This window comes from Bacteroidota bacterium, from assembly GCA_016718825.1.
GTDB lineage: Bacteria > Bacteroidota > Bacteroidia > J057 > JADKCL01 > JADKCL01.
Genome location: JADKCL010000001.1, coordinates 109987 through 126982, shown reverse-complemented (window position 1 = coordinate 126982; position 16996 = coordinate 109987). Strand labels below are relative to the sequence as shown.

At 53.0% G+C, this 16996-nt stretch carries 10 protein-coding genes; 6 read left to right on the top strand and 4 right to left on the bottom strand.

The window, feature by feature from the left end:
- Window positions 1-41: 41 nt before the first annotated feature.
- The 4 genes from IPN95_00525 to IPN95_00510 form a co-directional block, all read right to left on the bottom strand.
- On the bottom strand, window positions 42-1322 hold the full coding sequence (locus IPN95_00525; protein ID MBK9447905.1) for a T9SS type A sorting domain-containing protein: 1281 nt from the start codon (window positions 1320-1322) through the stop codon (window positions 42-44).
- Window positions 1323-1450: 128 nt separating this feature from the next.
- Window positions 1451-2002 carry a thioredoxin family protein gene (locus tag IPN95_00520; protein MBK9447904.1) on the bottom strand — a complete coding sequence of 184 codons (552 nt, stop codon included), beginning with the start codon at window positions 2000-2002 and terminating at the stop codon, window positions 1451-1453.
- A gap of 73 nt (window positions 2003-2075) precedes the next feature.
- Window positions 2076-3494, bottom strand: coding sequence for an MATE family efflux transporter (locus tag IPN95_00515; GenBank protein ID MBK9447903.1), 1419 nt, complete (start codon window positions 3492-3494; stop codon window positions 2076-2078).
- Window positions 3495-3506: 12 nt separating this feature from the next.
- Window positions 3507-3809 (bottom strand): hypothetical protein, encoded by a 303-nt coding sequence (locus tag IPN95_00510; protein ID MBK9447902.1) that lies wholly within the window; start codon window positions 3807-3809, stop codon window positions 3507-3509.
- Between the two features lie 201 nt (window positions 3810-4010).
- On the opposite strand from IPN95_00510, the gene IPN95_00505 reads away from it, so the two are divergent.
- From IPN95_00505 to IPN95_00480, 6 genes are all read left to right on the top strand, one after another.
- Complete coding sequence (locus IPN95_00505; GenBank protein ID MBK9447901.1) at window positions 4011-4493, top strand: ribosome maturation factor RimP; 483 nt, start codon at window positions 4011-4013, stop codon at window positions 4491-4493.
- A gap of 3 nt (window positions 4494-4496) precedes the next feature.
- Window positions 4497-5753 (top strand): transcription termination/antitermination protein NusA, encoded by a 1257-nt coding sequence (gene nusA, locus IPN95_00500; GenBank protein ID MBK9447900.1) that lies wholly within the window; start codon window positions 4497-4499, stop codon window positions 5751-5753.
- A gap of 24 nt (window positions 5754-5777) precedes the next feature.
- Window positions 5778-8831, top strand: a complete 3054-nt coding sequence (gene infB, locus IPN95_00495) for a translation initiation factor IF-2 (GenBank protein MBK9447899.1) — start codon at window positions 5778-5780, stop codon at window positions 8829-8831.
- Window positions 8832-9113: 282 nt separating this feature from the next.
- Window positions 9114-10094, top strand: coding sequence for an ADP-ribosylglycohydrolase family protein (locus IPN95_00490; protein ID MBK9447898.1), 981 nt, complete (start codon window positions 9114-9116; stop codon window positions 10092-10094).
- Between the two features lie 160 nt (window positions 10095-10254).
- Window positions 10255-11148, top strand: coding sequence for a 4,5-DOPA dioxygenase extradiol (gene ygiD, locus IPN95_00485; protein ID MBK9447897.1), 894 nt, complete (start codon window positions 10255-10257; stop codon window positions 11146-11148).
- A gap of 185 nt (window positions 11149-11333) precedes the next feature.
- Window positions 11334-16964, top strand: a complete 5631-nt coding sequence (locus IPN95_00480) for a hypothetical protein (GenBank protein ID MBK9447896.1) — start codon at window positions 11334-11336, stop codon at window positions 16962-16964.
- The last annotated feature ends 32 nt before the right edge of the window (window positions 16965-16996 follow it).

Genomic DNA, 16996 nt, shown 5'->3' with positions numbered 1-16996 from the left:
GCCGCGAGAAACCCATCAGTGCTGTAGGCGCGATGGTTCGCTTATTGCAGCATCAACTTTTTCACAGCCACTCCGCCCTCGGAAGCAATGCGCAAGACGTAAAGACCCGCGGCAAGACCGGAAAGGTCCAGGCTGAAGTTGCTCGCCTCAGCTTGTGTGCGATAAACGACATTGCCAGAAAGGTCAAGCACTTCCACCTCCATCGCTGGACTCCAACGTCCGAGGAAAGTCACATCAAACCGACCCTCAGACGGGTTGGGATAAACCATGAAATCATTGGCGGTTGGCGTAGCGGTACCAACGGCGTTGCTGCAGCCGGCAGGGGAATTGAAAAGTGCCAAACGGATCGGATCCGAATTGAGGAAGGAATGCATCCTTGCCTTCTGACCGAGGGTGAACATGTTCATGCAGGAGTCGTGGGAATAGTCCATATAGTTCTGCACCATGTCGTTGGGATCGAATGCGCCCCAGTAGGGATCCTCGTTGCTGCAGCTGTTACGGCCGACCTGACAATCACTTGACGACGCCGCCTCGGCGTTGGGGGTGTCGTAGATCGAGTCGCTGCCGGTCACACAATCCTGGTCATCGCCCCAAATATGGTAAAGACCCATCCAATGGCCCACTTCGTGGATGGTTGTACGGCCAAGCGTCGAGGGTGCCGCAATCGTGCCCATGTCACCAAAGGCTTGGTAGGAAATCACCACGCCATCGGTTGCAGGCAAGCCTGCTGGAAATTGGGCGTAGCCCAGCAACCCTGGAAACATTTCGCATACCCAGATATTCAGATATTGGTCGGCAGGCCAAGCATCATGCCCCCCGGTCGAATCGTATTTGGCATCCTCAAAAATTGGGCTGAACCAACCTAGAAGTTGGCCGCCTTGCGTGGAGGTACGGGTGATCCCATTGGTGGGATTTCCATCAGGATCCAAGGACGCAAGACAAAACTCGACTTCGATGTCGGCAGCGATCGAGTCAAATTCCACCGGGGTATTGGATGTATCGGCATTCAATCGGCGGTAATCGGCATTGAGAATGGCGATCTGCGAATGGATTTGTGCGTCGGAAATATTCTGATTAGGGTTTTTGTACAGCACATGCACCACGACGGGAATGGTCAGGGCTGCACCTCCGCTGGTTTTGCCGACAACGTTCTGCGCACGCCATTGGGCGGCTTGCTGTTGGGATGCCTTATACCGAGCGGCCAGGACCGGATCTTGCATTTGGCGGTGAAACACCGACATGGTTGCGCATTGCTCTTGGGATTGCGCAACTGCAAAAGCTGCAAAAAGTGAAAAAGCGATCAGGAAGTAGAGTTTCTTCATTGCTTCGAATTGAGACCGAATATTAAGCATCATTCTGGAATTCTCCATCAATCTGCCATGCAACAAATCAAACGGGCACTCGGATACTTTGCGATCCGAATGCCCGTTTTTCCACTTCGGAAAATTGATTAGTTGGTTCCGCCGCTTTTAAAACTGGCCTGAAACGCTTCCCAGGGGGTGTTTTTATAGTGCCCGCCACCGAAATAAGCGAGAATGGGCTCCAAAGTCGGCACATCCTGATAACCCGGCAGCGGCTGGATAATGCCATAATCCTCGTCCAAAAAGACCAATGTCGGGTAGCTCATCTTGCCACTGAGCAGTTCGGCGGGCAACTCGTGGTAGCCATTGCGCCCTTGGGCGACCCATTTATAGGTGCGACCACGGAACGTGATGTCTTTTTTGCCTTCGCCGTCCATTTTCACTGCATAGTATTTTTCGCCGATGAGTTTGACGATTTTGGGGTCCTCCATGGTGGTTGCGTCCATGCGTTTGCACCATCCGCACCAATCGGTATAAACGTCGACCATGATCTTGCGGGGCTCCTTTTCCATTTTGGCAACAGCTTGGTCCCAAGTGAGCCATTCGATTTTGGCAGCCGCCGGAGTTCCTGCGACCGGGGTTTGGGCCATGGCGAAACCGCTCAAAACCACAAATGCCATCATTAAAAGTGTACGGTACATACGAATTCGTATTTCTAATTGAATCCTAAATATCGGCAAAGCTCACTGTTTTGCAAACTATGCCTCGAGAAAGCTACTTGAAAGCCTCTTCCTGTCTTTGCAAATCATGTGCCAATTCGACCAGTTTTTGAAGCCGTGCCGTCCGTGTTCTCGACAAAAGTCGCCAACCCAACAAGAGTGCGGAGAAACCGAGGCCAATGGTCAGCCCATACCAGACACCTTCGACACCAAGCTCCATCTCCTCCACAAAATAGAAGGCAACAGGCAAACCGATCACCCAATAGGCCACAAACGTAATTCCCGTTGGCAGTTTGACATCCATCATGCCACGCAGTGCACCCATCACAATGGCCTGCATCCCGTCAAACAGCTGAAATACCGCCGCAATCATGAGCAACTTGGAGGCGATGCCCCAAACGATCACTTCGTCAATATAAAGTGCGGGCAAAACACCCCGAAGACCCAGCATCAAGGACACAAAAACGGCAACACAGCCCAGCCCACAAAGTATGCCAGCCATGGAAGCTTGTCTGACTGCGAGAAAATCTCGCCGTCCAAAGGCATTTCCAACCCTGATGGATACCGCCGAAGCGATGCCCATGTAAAACATATAAGTAAATGACGCGACCTGAATGGCGATTTGATGTGCGCTCTGCGCTTCCTTGCTGATGCGACCCGCCAACAAAACGGCCCCTGCAAAAGCCCCCACCTCAAAAAAATACTGCATCCCGCTGGGAATGCCGATTTTCAAAATTTGCCGAATCTCATCCATTCGGTGACGAAACAATTCCCTGATTTGAAAATACTTGGAAAAGCGCTTGGAGTATTTCATGTACGCAACAAGGATCCCAAATCCGAGAATCCTGGACACGACCGTACTCCAACCCGCACCATCCAATCCCATGGCTGGAAAACCCAATTTCCCATGGATCAGCACCCAGTTGAAAAAAACGTGAAACACGACCATAAAAGCAGTGATCGCCATTCCAGGTACGACGGCTTCAAAACCATCCAAAAAATGTTTTACTGCCAGAAACAGCATGATGGGCAGCAGCGACAAGGACAATATTTTCAGATAGGACTGCGCAAGAGGTACGGACTCGGGTTGTTGCCCCATCCAAGGAATTGCCTCTGCCAAACCCCAAATGGCCAACATGGACAGCAACGTAATCCAGAAGCCTACCACGATTCCGGCATGTAGCCTCCGGCTGAGCGCCTCTTCCCCTTTTTCAGCACCGATCAACTGCGCGGTCAGTGGCGAAATCACAACACAGATGCCTATTCCAATGACCGCGATGAGAAAAAACAAGCCATTTGCGATGGATGCTGCCGCCAAATGCAACGAACCAAGGTCGCCGATCATGATCGTATCGGCAGAGGCGATCAACATATGCCCCACCTGTCCCACGATCACAGGCCCTGCAAGAAGCATGGTTTCCTTGATATGGCCCTTCATTTCCCAAGGACGCCGCGCTGCCTGATTTATTTCCATTTTGATCAGGGCTTATTCGCCGCTGTATTTCTTCCAAGTGGCCAACCTTTGGCGTTCGCGTTCCAAGACGATGGTGGCCAAGGCTACAGCCCGTTCCCCGACAGTCGGTAGACGCAAAGCCGCCTGAAATTTGCTCTCGTAAACATCCAAGCGATACATTGTTTGTACGAGTCGCTCAAAATCTGATTCAAGCATCCACAAAAGTTGCACCCTCAGCGCTTCACGCAAGGATTCCCAATCAAGGTCTGACGGAGTGGTCAAATCCCAGTTTTTGTGTAGCAGTTGTGCTGTTTTCGCTATGTCTTCTGTTTCCATCGCCATCGAATTCGGCAAATTAACCCAAATTCGCATTGCCGCAAAAGCCCGGATCGACCACGATCTTTCGATTTTCGAAATTTCAGCAGTAAATAGCGAATTCACATTTTGCGTTTTTTAATCTATATCGTATCTTTGCACTGATTTTTAATCATGTGCGAGGATGGGGAGGACGGGTTCTCCCTTTTTTATTTGTTGATGATGCAGGATTTTGAAGCGGTAGAAACGGAAATGCGGGAATTGGTTACCCAAAATTTCCCTGAGGTCTTCATTGTCGAGGTAAACTTGGCAAAGGGGCCGAGCAGTGTTCTTTCATTTTGGATCGATACCGACGAAGGCGTCACCATCGACCAAGTTGCCCGCGTGAGCCGCAAATTGAACGCTTGGTTGGAAGAGCATGATCCATTCGATTTTCCTTTCAATCTTGAAGTCAGCAGTCCAGGTGTTGGTCGTCCCATCAAGGTGCGTCGGCAATACGCCAAAAACGTCGGGCGCAAGTTGAAGGTGAAAACCACTGAAGGCCGCACGCTCACAGGCACATTGGCTGCCGTGGATGAGGAAGGAATCACGATGGCATTCGATCCTAAGAAGAGATCCAAAAAATCTGAAAACTCAGAAAATACAGATATCAAATTGGCGTTTGACGCCATACAAGAAGCAAAAATTGAAATTTCATTCGATTGAAACATGGCGAAACGGAAGATAAGCGAGAATAAAGAGAGCCTGGTTGAATCCTTTGCAGAATTTGCCCGGTTTAAGAACATCGACCGTGCCACGCTGATGAGCGTGCTGGAGGAGGTGTTTCGCACCATGATCCGCAAAAAGTTCGGTTCTGACGATAATTTTGACGTCATCATCAACGTCGACAAAGGTGATATCCAAGCTTTTCGCGAGCGTTTGATCGTGGAAGACGGGGAGGTTGAAGACGAAGCCACGCAGATTTCGCTCTCCGAGGCACTTACCTTGGACGAAGATTCGGAAATCGGCGAGCCAATGGCCGACGAAATCCGGTTTGAGGACTTCGGACGCAAAATGGTACAGACCGCAAAGCAGACACTTACACAGAAGGTTCGTGACCTCGAGAAGCAGGTCATTTTTGAAAAATACAAAGAACTTGTCGGCGAGATCATCGTGGGCGAGGTTTACCAGATCTGGCGCAACGAGATCATGGTCATTCACGAAGGCAACGAGTTGATCTTGCCTAAGAATGAGCAGATTCCGAAAGACCGTTTCCGCAAGGGCGACACGATCCGCTCCGTGATCATTGATGTGGAGTTGCGCAACGGCAATCCGCATTGCATCATCTCCAGGGCTTCAGGCCTGTTTTTGGAGAAACTGTTTGAACAAGAAGTACCCGAGATATACGACGGCCTCATTACCATCAAGGGGATTGTGCGCGAGCCAGGCGAGCGCGCAAAGGTGGCCGTGGAAAGCTACGACGATCGCATCGACCCTGTGGGCGCTTGCGTGGGCATGAAAGGCTCGCGCATCCATGGCATCGTGCGTGAGTTGCGCAATGAGAACATTGACGTGATCAATTACACAAGCAACGAGCAGCTGTACATTCAGCGGGCACTGAGCCCAGCGAAAATCAGCTCCATCAAGCTTGATGAAGGCAACAAGAAGGCTCAGGTATTCCTGAAGCCAGACCAAGTGTCTTTGGCCATTGGCAAAAGCGGGCAAAATATCAAGCTCGCAAGCCGCCTCACTGGCTACGAAATCGACGTCTTCCGCGAAATGGAACATGATGAGGAAGATGTGGACCTGGATGAATTCAGCGACGAAATCGACGAGTGGGTTATCAACGAGCTGAAGGCGATCGGTTGCGATACCGCCAAAGCCGTGCTTGAACTCAGCGTTGATGATTTGGAGCGTAGGACCGACCTCGACCGTGAGACCATCCTCGAAGTGATGGGTATCTTGGAAGCCGAGTTTGAAGATTAATAGGGTGGGAGACCAAATCCATTTATGTCAGAAGAGAAACAGAAACATCGTCTTTTCAAAGTAGCCAAGGAGCTAAATACAGGGAGCCAAACGTTGGTGGATCATTTGATGGCCAAAGGCTATTCTATTTCCAATACTCCCAACGAAAAGCTCAGCGATGAGATGTACAATGCCTTGATGAAGGAGTTTGCTTCGGAGAAAATCCTGAAGCAAAAAGTGGAGCAGATCAAGGAGGCAAAGCAGGAAAAACGCCTGCAGCAGGAAGAGTCGCACGAGCAAGACGACGAAGAGTTTGTTTCTGCAGAGCAGTTACGGAAAGGTTACTTGGAAGGCCGAAAGGATGCTGCAGGGATCAAAACCGAGACAGTCGCAGAAAAAGGCGCCGAAGTAACCAAGGACGAGGGCGATTCACGCTATCCAGGCCTGAAGGTGAAAGGCAAAATCGATTTGGACGCCCTTTCAGGTAGAAAGCCCAAGCCGCAAGAGGAACCACAACAGAAGCCTGTTGTCGAACCGATCGTTCAGGCAAAGGTCGAAGAGCCAAAGGTAGAGGTCAAACCGGTAGTGGTTGAGACCCCAAAGGTGGAAGAGCCTAAAGTGGAGGTCAAGGAAGTTCAGGAAACCAAGCCCGTGGTCGAGACTCCCAAAGTCGAAGAACCAAAGGTCGAGGTAGTCCCAGTCGTAGAGACACCCAAGGTGGAAGAACCGAAGGTGGAGACTGTGCCTGTCGTCGAGACCCCGAAGGTAGAAGCACCCGTGGTTGTGGAAAAATCCGAACCCGTCGTTGCCGAAACCACTTCAGAGCCCGAATCGGCAGAAATCGAGCACATTACCGCTGCCGATCACTCGCCCAAGCTCGCAGGCCTGAACATCAAAGGCAAAATTGACTTGGATGCCCTTTCCGGTCGCAAACCCAAGCCCAAGCTTGCAGCAGCAACCACCGCAGGTGGTGGAGGCGCAGCGGGCTCGACCGAGGAAAGCGAGCAAGACAAGAAAAAGCGTCGCCGCAAAAGGCGTAAAAAGCCAACCGGCGCACCTGGAACACCGGGCACGCAAGGTCAAGGCGGAGCAGGCCAACCTGGCGCCAAGCCTGCAACAGGTGCAGGTGGTGTCAAACGTCCACAAACGGGTGGTGGCGCAGTCGCAGACAAGAAAAAGAAAGAAGACGCATCCGCCAAGGAGCTCAACGATGTCATCAAGCGTACGCTTGAAAACATGCGTCAAGGCGCAAGCCGCTCCCGTCAGCGCCTTCGTAAAGGCAAACGTGATTCCGACGCACGCCGTCGTGAAAACGAGGCACAACACAGAGCCGAAGAAGCGCTCGTACTCGAGGTAACCGAGTTCATCACGGCCAATGAATTGGCCAACATGATGGATGTGCCGGTGACTGAGATCATCGCCAAGTGTATGGAGTTGGGACTTTTTGTCTCGATCAACCAACGCTTGGAGGCCGATATCATTCAGTTGCTTGCCGAGGAATATGACTTCACCGTACGCTTCATCGATATCGCCGACAAGGCATTTGAAGAAGCCGAAAGTGAGTATGATGACGAAGCTTTGCTGCAATCACGCGCCCCGATCATCACGGTGATGGGTCACGTCGACCACGGTAAAACCTCGTTGCTCGACTACATCCGTAAGGCCAATATCGTGGCCGGTGAAGCCGGTGGTATCACCCAGCACATCGGTGCCTACGAAGTCGTCATGGACGACGGTCGCCGCATCTGCTTCTTGGATACCCCTGGTCACGAAGCGTTTACCGCCATGCGTGCCCGTGGTGCCAAAGTGACTGACTTGGCAATCATCGTGATTGCAGCAGACGATCAAGTCATGCCGCAAACACGTGAGGCCATCAACCACGCAGAGGCTGCGGGTGTCCCGATGGTTTTTGCCATCAACAAGATCGACAAGGCAGGCGCAAATTCTGAAAAGATCCGCCTCCAACTCTCCGAGATGAATATCTTGGTCGAGGACTGGGGCGGCAAGTTTCAGTGCCAGGAAATCAGCGCAAAATCTGGCTTGGGCATCCCCGAGTTGTTGGAGAAGGTCTTGTTGGAAGCAGAAATGCTCGACCTCAAAGCCAACCCCGACAAGCCTGCCCGTGGTACGGTGATCGAAGCCCGCCTTGACAAAGGTCGTGGTGTGGTCGCAACCGTATTGGTGCAGGACGGAACCCTGAACATCGCCGACTCCATGGTCGCAGGTGTACACTTTGGACGTGTGCGTGCCATGCTCGATGAGCGCGGCAACCGCGTCAAAAAAGTCGGACCTTCGACACCTGTGCAGTTGGTCGGTTTGGCCGGAACACCTCAAGCAGGTGACCGCTTCGTGGTCTATGAAGACGAACGCAAAGCCAAGGACATCGCTGTCAGGCGCAGCGAGCTCTACCGTGAGCAGCAATTGCGCCAAAACAAGCGTCCGACTTTGGAGGAAATTGCACGTCGCAAGGCGTTGGGCGACTTCCGCGAACTCAACATCATCGTCAAAGGCGACGTGGACGGTTCGGTGGAGGCACTCTCCGACTCTTTGTTGAAGCTGTCACAAGGCGAAGTCGCCGTGAAGGTGATCCACAAGGCTGTGGGTCAGATCACAGAGGCCGACGTTTTGTTGGCAACGGCATCCGACGCGATCATCATCGGTTTCCAAGTGCGGCCTAGTCCAAATGCACGGAAGATGGCCGAAACTGAAGGCATCGACATCCGTCTCTATTCGATCATCTACGACGCCATCAACCAAGTGCGCGACGCATTGGAAGGCCTGCTCAGCCCAGAGAAGAAGGAAGAGATCACCGGTACGGCCGAGATCAGGGAAATCTTCAAGGTCACCAAAGTGGGTACCATTGCCGGCTGTATGGTTGTGGACGGCGAAATCAACCGCAAAGATCCTGTGCGCCTCATCCGCGACGGCATCGTGGTGCATCAAGGCAGACTCGCCTCGCTCAAGCGTTTCAAAGACGACGTGCGTGAGGTCAAGCGTGGCTTTGACTGCGGTATGCAGATCGATGGTTACAATGACATCCAAGAACGCGACGTTATCGAGCAATTCAAGACGACCGAGGTCGCCAGGAAGCTCATGTAAGTCGATCGTTCGATCTAAAATCAACTCCAGCAAGGCGCAAGCTTTGCTGGAGTTTTGTTTTTGGGGACAGCTCAAATGAGCGCCGACATTCAATTTCGCAACCGACATTTTAATCGCATCCAAACGTGATTCTCGGGCGGTGGCGCAAATATTTGTCGCCACATTGGAACCCGATCAAGGACCGTTTCGCATCCGCCTTTCCCCGAACCCAATTCCTGCACAGTGAAGACGCTAGGCGTCATTGCCCAATGATTAGGTCGGCAGCCGTGTATTTGCGGAAAAATGGCAGTTGAATCAGTCGTGTTACAGGCTATTTTTGAGGCATTCACAGGCATCGTTGGTCAACGTTGGTGCCTGAACGCGCGAAAAATGGACGAAAAGGTCAAAGCTTGCTTGCTCATGGGCGCCCTCGGGGATGCCTACGGGAGCAAATACGAACAGTCAGATATCCCCGCAGGGGACTCCAATTGGTTCTTTACCGACGATACCCAGCTCACGATGGCGACTTGCGAGTCCATCATGGAAAAGGGCTTCGTCGATCCGGAACATCTTGCACAAACTTTCCGGCGCTGGTACCGCGACCGCAGGCTTACAGGTCTCGGGGCCTCCACACTCAAAGCCCTCGTCGAACTCGTCGGCGGTGGCAGTTGGTGGACAGTAGGGGCCAAAGGCGAAATGGCGGCCGGCAATGGCGCAGCGATGCGCATCGGTCCGTTGGCTTTTGCCTTGGATCCCAAAAAGGAAAGCGACCGCGAACTCATCGAAAACGTCTGCCGCATCACCCACCACAATGCTGACGCTTATGTCGGCGCCTTGGCCGTCGTTTGGGCGATCCGCTTGGTTCAAAATACCCAGCAGAATTTTATTCCCGCTGTGATCAAGGCTTTGCCCGACTCACGTGTGCGTGACCGTCTCGAAGCCATCACCCAAAGCCCGGGCTTGCGCATCCGGGACATTGGCAAACGATTTGGCAGCAGTGGTTACGTCGTGGATTCCGTTCCGCTTGCACTATTTGCCGCGCAGCAGGCGCCGACCATTGGCATTCAAAACATGATGAAGGAAATCGTCGCCGCCGGCGGGGATACCGATACAAATTGCTCGATTGCGGGTCAGGTGGCCGGCGTGTTCATGGGTGCAGAGGCAATTCCGGACGAATGGATGAAAAAGCTGCGCCAAACACCAAAATTTGACGACTTCTACGAAACCATGCGGAAGTATGCTGCCTTCGTGAGCAGCGAAAGCGGGATTCAGACATTGTTTTGATTTCCTGATTTTCCTTCGAATGTTTTTTCCGTATTCGCCCTATTTTCTGCCGTTTGCAGTGCCGAATCCCATTCGCAAAAAAATACATGTAACAACATTTATTTAGGTTTCGTAATATTGCAACGGAGGTGATGCCGGGGAATCTATTCGGCAGCCAAAGATGGATCGGAAAACATTTCTCAAAATCGCAGGCATCACTGCATTCGCCGGGGCAACTATGAAACTGAAAGCACTGCATCAATTGCTCGATGGACTCGGTCCGACAGAAACGATGCCGGCCTTGTTTGTCGGCCATGGTAGCCCAATGAACGCCATCGAAGACAACGTTTTTTCCCGGGAAATGCGCGCTGTAGCCGCCAAACTTCCGCATCCGAAGGCGATTCTGATGGTCTCGGCACACTGGGAAACCAAGGGCACCAAGGTTACCGCCCAAGAACTGCCACCCACCATTCATGACTTCGGCGGATTTCCGCAGGAATTGTTTGACGTGCAATACCCGGCGAAAGGCAGCCCATGGTTGGTCGGCGAAACGCAGGCTTTGGTTCACAAAACCCCAGTCGCAGCCGACAGCAATTGGGGCCTCGACCACGGATGTTGGAGCGTCACCCGCAACATGTGGCCAAATGCCGACATCCCCATTGTACAAATCAGCTTGGACTATACCCAGTCCCCACAATACCACTACGAACTCGCGCAAGAACTCGCAGCCCTCCGCAACAAAGGCGTGCTGATCATCGGCAGCGGTAACATCGTGCACAATTTGGGCATGGTCGCTTGGAACCGCGACTTTAACGTCCCCTTCGCCTACGACTGGGCAACGGAGATCAACGAAACCTTCAAGAAACACATCGTCGAAGGCAACCATTCGGCCCTGATCAATTACCAAGCCTTGGGGAAATCCGCGCAACTTGCGATCCCCACACCCGAACATTACCTGCCCTTGCTCTACGTCTTGGGGACGCAATCCAAAGACGACCGCCTCGCCTTTTTCAATGACATTCCCGTCGGTGGATCGCTGTCCATGACGTCGGTTGTGATCGGAAAAGTGAGCTGAACCCTTCGATTGGAGAGCAAAGCTCCAAGCAAACCGACACAGGTCAGGTGGCGAGGTGATTTTGGCTAATTTTTGAAAATAGTTGACCGATTTTTACTACTTTGAGACGGAACCTCAGCGTCTGTCCCGGAGTATATTCGGGCAGCATTGATTCAATTTGCCAAGAACGATTTTTATTCACTCCCATGAAGATTTTTAACGCCCAATCTCTCACCCAAACATTTCTTGCTACACTCGTCCTGCTGCTGCTCGCGTCTTGCAGTTCCAAACAGGAACCCCGCGAATACAAGTTTGACGAAGCATTTGCCCCCTACATTTCCGCCTACACCACCGGAAAAATCTCCAGACAAAGCACGATCAAGGTTCGCCTGAACGAAAACGTGGCCCAAACTGCCCAAATCGGCGTAACCCTGACGGAAAACCCATTCGAATTTGACCCTGAAGTTGAAGGCACAGCAGTTTGGATCGACGAACGCACGATTCAATTCGAGCCCAAGGAACCGATGCCCACCGACCAATACTACAAGGGCGAATTCAAGCTCGGCGAATACATCAAGGACTTGGAAGAGCCGCTCCAAACCTTTCCCTTTCAGTTTGAGACCGAAAAACAAAACTTTGAAGTCAGTGTGTTGGGCATCGAAACCCTTGACAAAACAAAGCTCATCTGGCAAGCGGTCAACGGAACACTGACGACGGCAGACTTTGAATACGGCAATCTGGTCGAGGAAGTCCTTTCCGCTCAGCAAGACGGCAACGAATTCAAGATCAAATGGAGCCATAGCCTCGACGGCCGCGAACATACCTTCAGGCTTGACAGTGTGCGGCGTGGAAATTCGGCATCCAAAGTGGAATTGGCTTGGGACGGCGATGAAATTAACGTCGAAAAGGAAGGAACATCCGAAGTGACGGTCCCGGCATTGGGGGATTTCAAAGTCGTCGAATACAAGCCTTACAACAATCCAGACCAATACGTCGTGCTCACCTTCAGCGATCCAATTCGTCGCTCGCAAGACCTGAACGGCCTTATCACCATCGCCAATGTGAACTTGCGCTACCTCGTGGAAGGCAACGATGTCAAGGTTTTCCCGATCACTCGCGTCACCGGTGAGCATACGATCGTGGTCGAACCAGGGGTGCAGAACATCCTCGGACACAAGCTCAAGAATCAACAAACCTTTGACCTTCAATTTGAAGAAGTCAAGCCGCAGGTTCGCATTGCCGGCAACGGCAACATCCTGCCCCGCGCTGGAACGAAATTGCCGTTTGCCTTCGAAGCGGTGAGCCTGAAAGCCGTCGATCTCAAAATCACCAAAATCTACGAAAAGAACATCCTGCAATTCCTGCAAGTGAATGACCTCGAAGGCGACCGCGAACTCGCACGCGTCGGCAAGGTCGTGCACAAAAGCACCATCCGGTTGGATGGCGACAAATCCTTGAACCTGCACCAATGGAACCGCCACGTGATCGACCTTGGTTCGCTCATCAATTCGGAGCCGGGTGCCATCTACCGCGTGTCGGTCAATTTTTCCAAGGCGCATTCCATTTATACCTGCGAAGGCGAACCGGAAGCTGCCGACGAAGAGGAAAAGCCCAAGCAAGAACCTGAAGAGGGAGCTTGGAGCGACAACATGGACGACGAAAGCAGCTATTGGAGCTACTATGACGATTATGACTACGGCGAAGCTTGGGACAACCGCGAAAATCCTTGCCACAAAGCCTATTACACCTATCAAAGCAAGGAAGCGGCCCGCAACGTGCTGGCAAGCGACCTCGGCATCATCGCCAAACGCGGCACCGATGGCAGCATGACGATCATTGTCAATGACTTGCATTCGACTGCGCCGCTCGCCGGCGTCGAGCTCGAAATCTATGACTACCAACAGCAAATCCTGAAGCGCGTTTCCACGGACAGCTATGGCACCGCCAAGGCGGATGTCGGCACCGTTCCCTTTGTCGTCGTCGCCAAACAAGGCAATCAGCGCGGCTACCTCAAACTCGGCGACGGCTACGCGCTCTCCCTGAGCAAGTTTGACATCAGCGGTCAACGTTACTACAAAGGTGTCAAAGGCTTCATCTACGGCGAAAGGGGCGTTTGGCGTCCGGGGGATTCCATCTTCACGACCTTCATGCTCGAAGACAAACTCAAGACATTGCCCGCCGACCACCCTGTGACCTTTACGCTCACCAATTCCTTGGGCCAAGTCGTGAACAAGGCGATCAAGACGACGCACCTCAATGGCGTCTACACATACCAAACAGAAACCGCAAGCAGTGCCCCAACCGGAAATTACAACCTGCGTGTGGATGTCGGCGGCGCGAGCTTCGAAAAGACCTTGAAAATCGAAACGGTCATGCCCAATCGCCTCAAGATCAAAATCGACTTCGGCAAGGAATTCCTGAGCAAATCCATGGAGGATTTGAAAGGCGAATTGGAAGTGCGCTGGCTGCACGGCGCGATTGCCAAAAACATGAAAGCTGACGTGAACGTCTCCCTCAAAAGCATTCCGACCTCGTTCAAGCGATACGTCGACTACGAATTTGACGACCCCGTACGTACATTCGACTCGGAGCAGCAGACCATTTTTGAAGGTTCGGTGGACGAAAATGGGCAAGCGAAAGTTCCGCTCAAGATTGACCTTGAAGGCGAAGCTCCAGGCTTGCTCAGTGCCAATTTCGTGACGAAGGTATTTGAACCCGGAGGCGCCTTCAGTACGGACCGTTTCAGCATTCCCTACTATCCCTACGAAAGGTTTGTCGGCATCAAGGTCCCGAAGGGCGACAAGGCGCGTGGCATGTTGCTCACTGACACTGACCACAAAGTCCAAATCGTCGCCGTTGACGCAAGCGGCAATCCGAACGGAACACGCAAGGTCGATGTCGCCTTGTACAAATTGGATTGGAAATGGTGGTGGGATCAAGCCGCCAACAGCGAAACGAGCTACAACGAAAAATTCTACCAAGAGGAGGTGCTCAAGGAAAGCATCACCCTCAAGGACGGACAAGGCTCCTGGAAATTTAATGTCAAGTACCCTGCATGGGGCCGCTACATGGTGCGTGCATGCGACGAAGGCGGTCACTGCACAGGCCAAGTCATCTACATTGATTGGCCCGGCTGGGCGGGACGTGCCCAAAAGGACAATCCCGGCGGAGCGACCATGCTCACATTTAGCGCGGACAAAGACAAATACAAAGTCGGCGACAACGTGACACTCACCATTCCGACGGGCAAATCAGGACGCGCCTTGGTGAGCCTGGAGTCCGGGGCAAAGGTGCTGTCGACGCATTGGGTCGAATCCACGGGGATGGATGCCGCGACATTCAGCTTCAAAGCCACTGCCGAAATGGCGCCCAACATTTACGCCCACGTCAGCCTCATCCAGCCGCATGCGCAGACCGTGAACGACATGCCCATGCGTATGTATGGCGTGATCCCCATCGAGGTCACGGACCCCATGACCGAGCTCAAGCCCCGTATCCAAATGGCCGAGGTACTTGAACCCATGGAACGTGTAGACATTGGAGTGAGCGAAGCCACCGGCAAACCGATGACTTACACGGTCGCCGTGGTGGACGAAGGCTTGTTGGATCTCACCCGCTTCGAGACGCCCAATCCCTGGGCTGACTTTTATGCCCGCGAGGCACTCGACGTCAAAACCTGGGACCTATATGACAAAGTCATTGGAGCCTACGGTGCAGATCTGACCAAGCTTTTGGGCATCGGCGGTGACGATGGCATGGCACCCAAAGAAGGCACCAAGCAAAACCGGTTCAAACCCGTCGTCAAATTCATGGGGCCATTCTCCTTGAAAGCCGGCGAAACCAAACGCCACAGCTTCATGATGCCCAACTACGTCGGCTCCGTCCGCACGATGGTCGTCGCCCGTCAAGAGAGCGCCTACGGCTCTGCACAAAAGGCCACACCTGTGCGCAAGCCACTCATGGTCATGGGCACGCTCCCCCGTGTACTCGGCCCGGGCGAGGAAGTTCGTCTGCCGGTTTCCGTCTTCGCGATGGAAAACAACGTCAAAAATGTCAGTGTCAAACTTAGCGCAAGTGACCTCTTCACGGTCAATGGCAGCGCGAACAAGTCCATCCAATTTGCCAGACCCGGCGACGAATTGGTGACCTTCGACCTGAAAGTCAAAGAGCGCATCGGCAAGGGGACAGTCAAAGTCACCGCCACCTCAGGCAGCGAAGTTGCGGTGTACCACATCGACATTGATGTGCGCAACCCCAATCCGAAGGTGGTCAATGTGCAGGAAAAAGCCATTGATGCGAATGAAAGCTGGGCCTATGGCTATGCCTATCCGGGTATGGCGGGAACCAACAAAGGCACGCTCGAACTCAGTACGATTCCGCCGATCAACCTCGGCAAACGGCTCCATTATCTGTTGCAATATCCCCATGGCTGCGTGGAACAAACGACTTCGGCAGTATTTCCGCAGCTCTACGTTTCCAACTTGATGGAGATGCCACAAGCAGCCAAGTTGCAGATCGACAAAAACATCCGCGCGGGACTCGACCGCTTGGAGAGCTTTCAGCAAGCATCGGGCGGGCTCTCGTATTGGCCGGGAACGGGAGAAATCAGCGAATGGGGCACCAACTATGCGGGCAACTTCGTGATCGAAGCCAAAAACAAGGGCTACCGCGTTTCGCAGTCCTTCCTCAGCAAGTGGATCGCTTTCCAGAAGAAGGCTGCGAAAAACTGGTCAAGCACGAGTCGCCCGGATCAGGTGATCCAAGGTGACCGCCTGTACTTGCTGGCCTTGGCGGGTTCGCCGGAATTGGGCGCGATGAACCGATTGCGGGAATTGCCGGGCATCGACAACGTCGCAAAATGGCGGCTTGCCGCAGCCTACAAATTGGCGGGGCAGCCAGAGACGGCAGTCAAGCTCACGCAGGACTTGGCCATTGCCGTGCCGCAGTATCAGGAATTGGGCTTCACTTACGGCGATGACGTGCGTGACCAAGCCATCATTCTCGAGTGCATCGGCATCATCGGCAACCGTGTGCGCGGGGCGGATTTGTCCAAAAAAATTGCGAAAGCCTTGTCTTCGCAGGACTTTATGAGCACGCAGACGACGGGCTACAGCCTGATCGCAATGGCCAAATATGCCGGGGTCAACAACCAAAATGCCAAGATGGAATACGCTTACCGCATCAATGGCGGCGAATGGCAGGATGGCAGCAGCACCAAACCCATTTCCCAAGTTGATTTGATGGCAAGTGGCAAGGATGGCCGCGTCGAAGTCAAGAACAAAGGAGGCAGCATCCTCTTTGTGCGGGTCATCTCCGAAGGCATTCCCGTTGTCGGGGATCAGGACGCACGTCAAAACCATATCAGCTTGGCGATCGACTATCTCGACATGGAGGGCGGCGCGATCGATGTCACTTCCTTGGAGCAGGGTACCGATTTCGTGGCCGAAATCACACTCAAGAATCCGGGCACAAAAGGCGACCTCGACGAATTGGCCTTGACCGAGATTTTTGCCAGCGGATGGGAAATTCACAACACCCGCCTCGACGGCACCAACTTCGAAAAGGCGATTTCGATTCCGGAATACCAAGACATCCGCGACGACAGGGTGCTCACGTATTTTGACTTGGGTTCGCCCGGGCAGAAGTACAAATTCCCTTGGGCCTACCCCACCCGGAAAACGGAGCCGAATGAGAAAACCTTCCGAATCCTGCTGAATGCTTCCTACCTCGGCAAGTTTTACCTTCCGACAGTTTATGTGGAGGCGATGTACGACAATTCGATTTCGGCAAGAATCCCTGGACAATGGGTGACGGTTGTGGAGCCTGCTGATTCCTGAGGAAAAAACCGCAGAGCGCGCAAAGGGCCGCA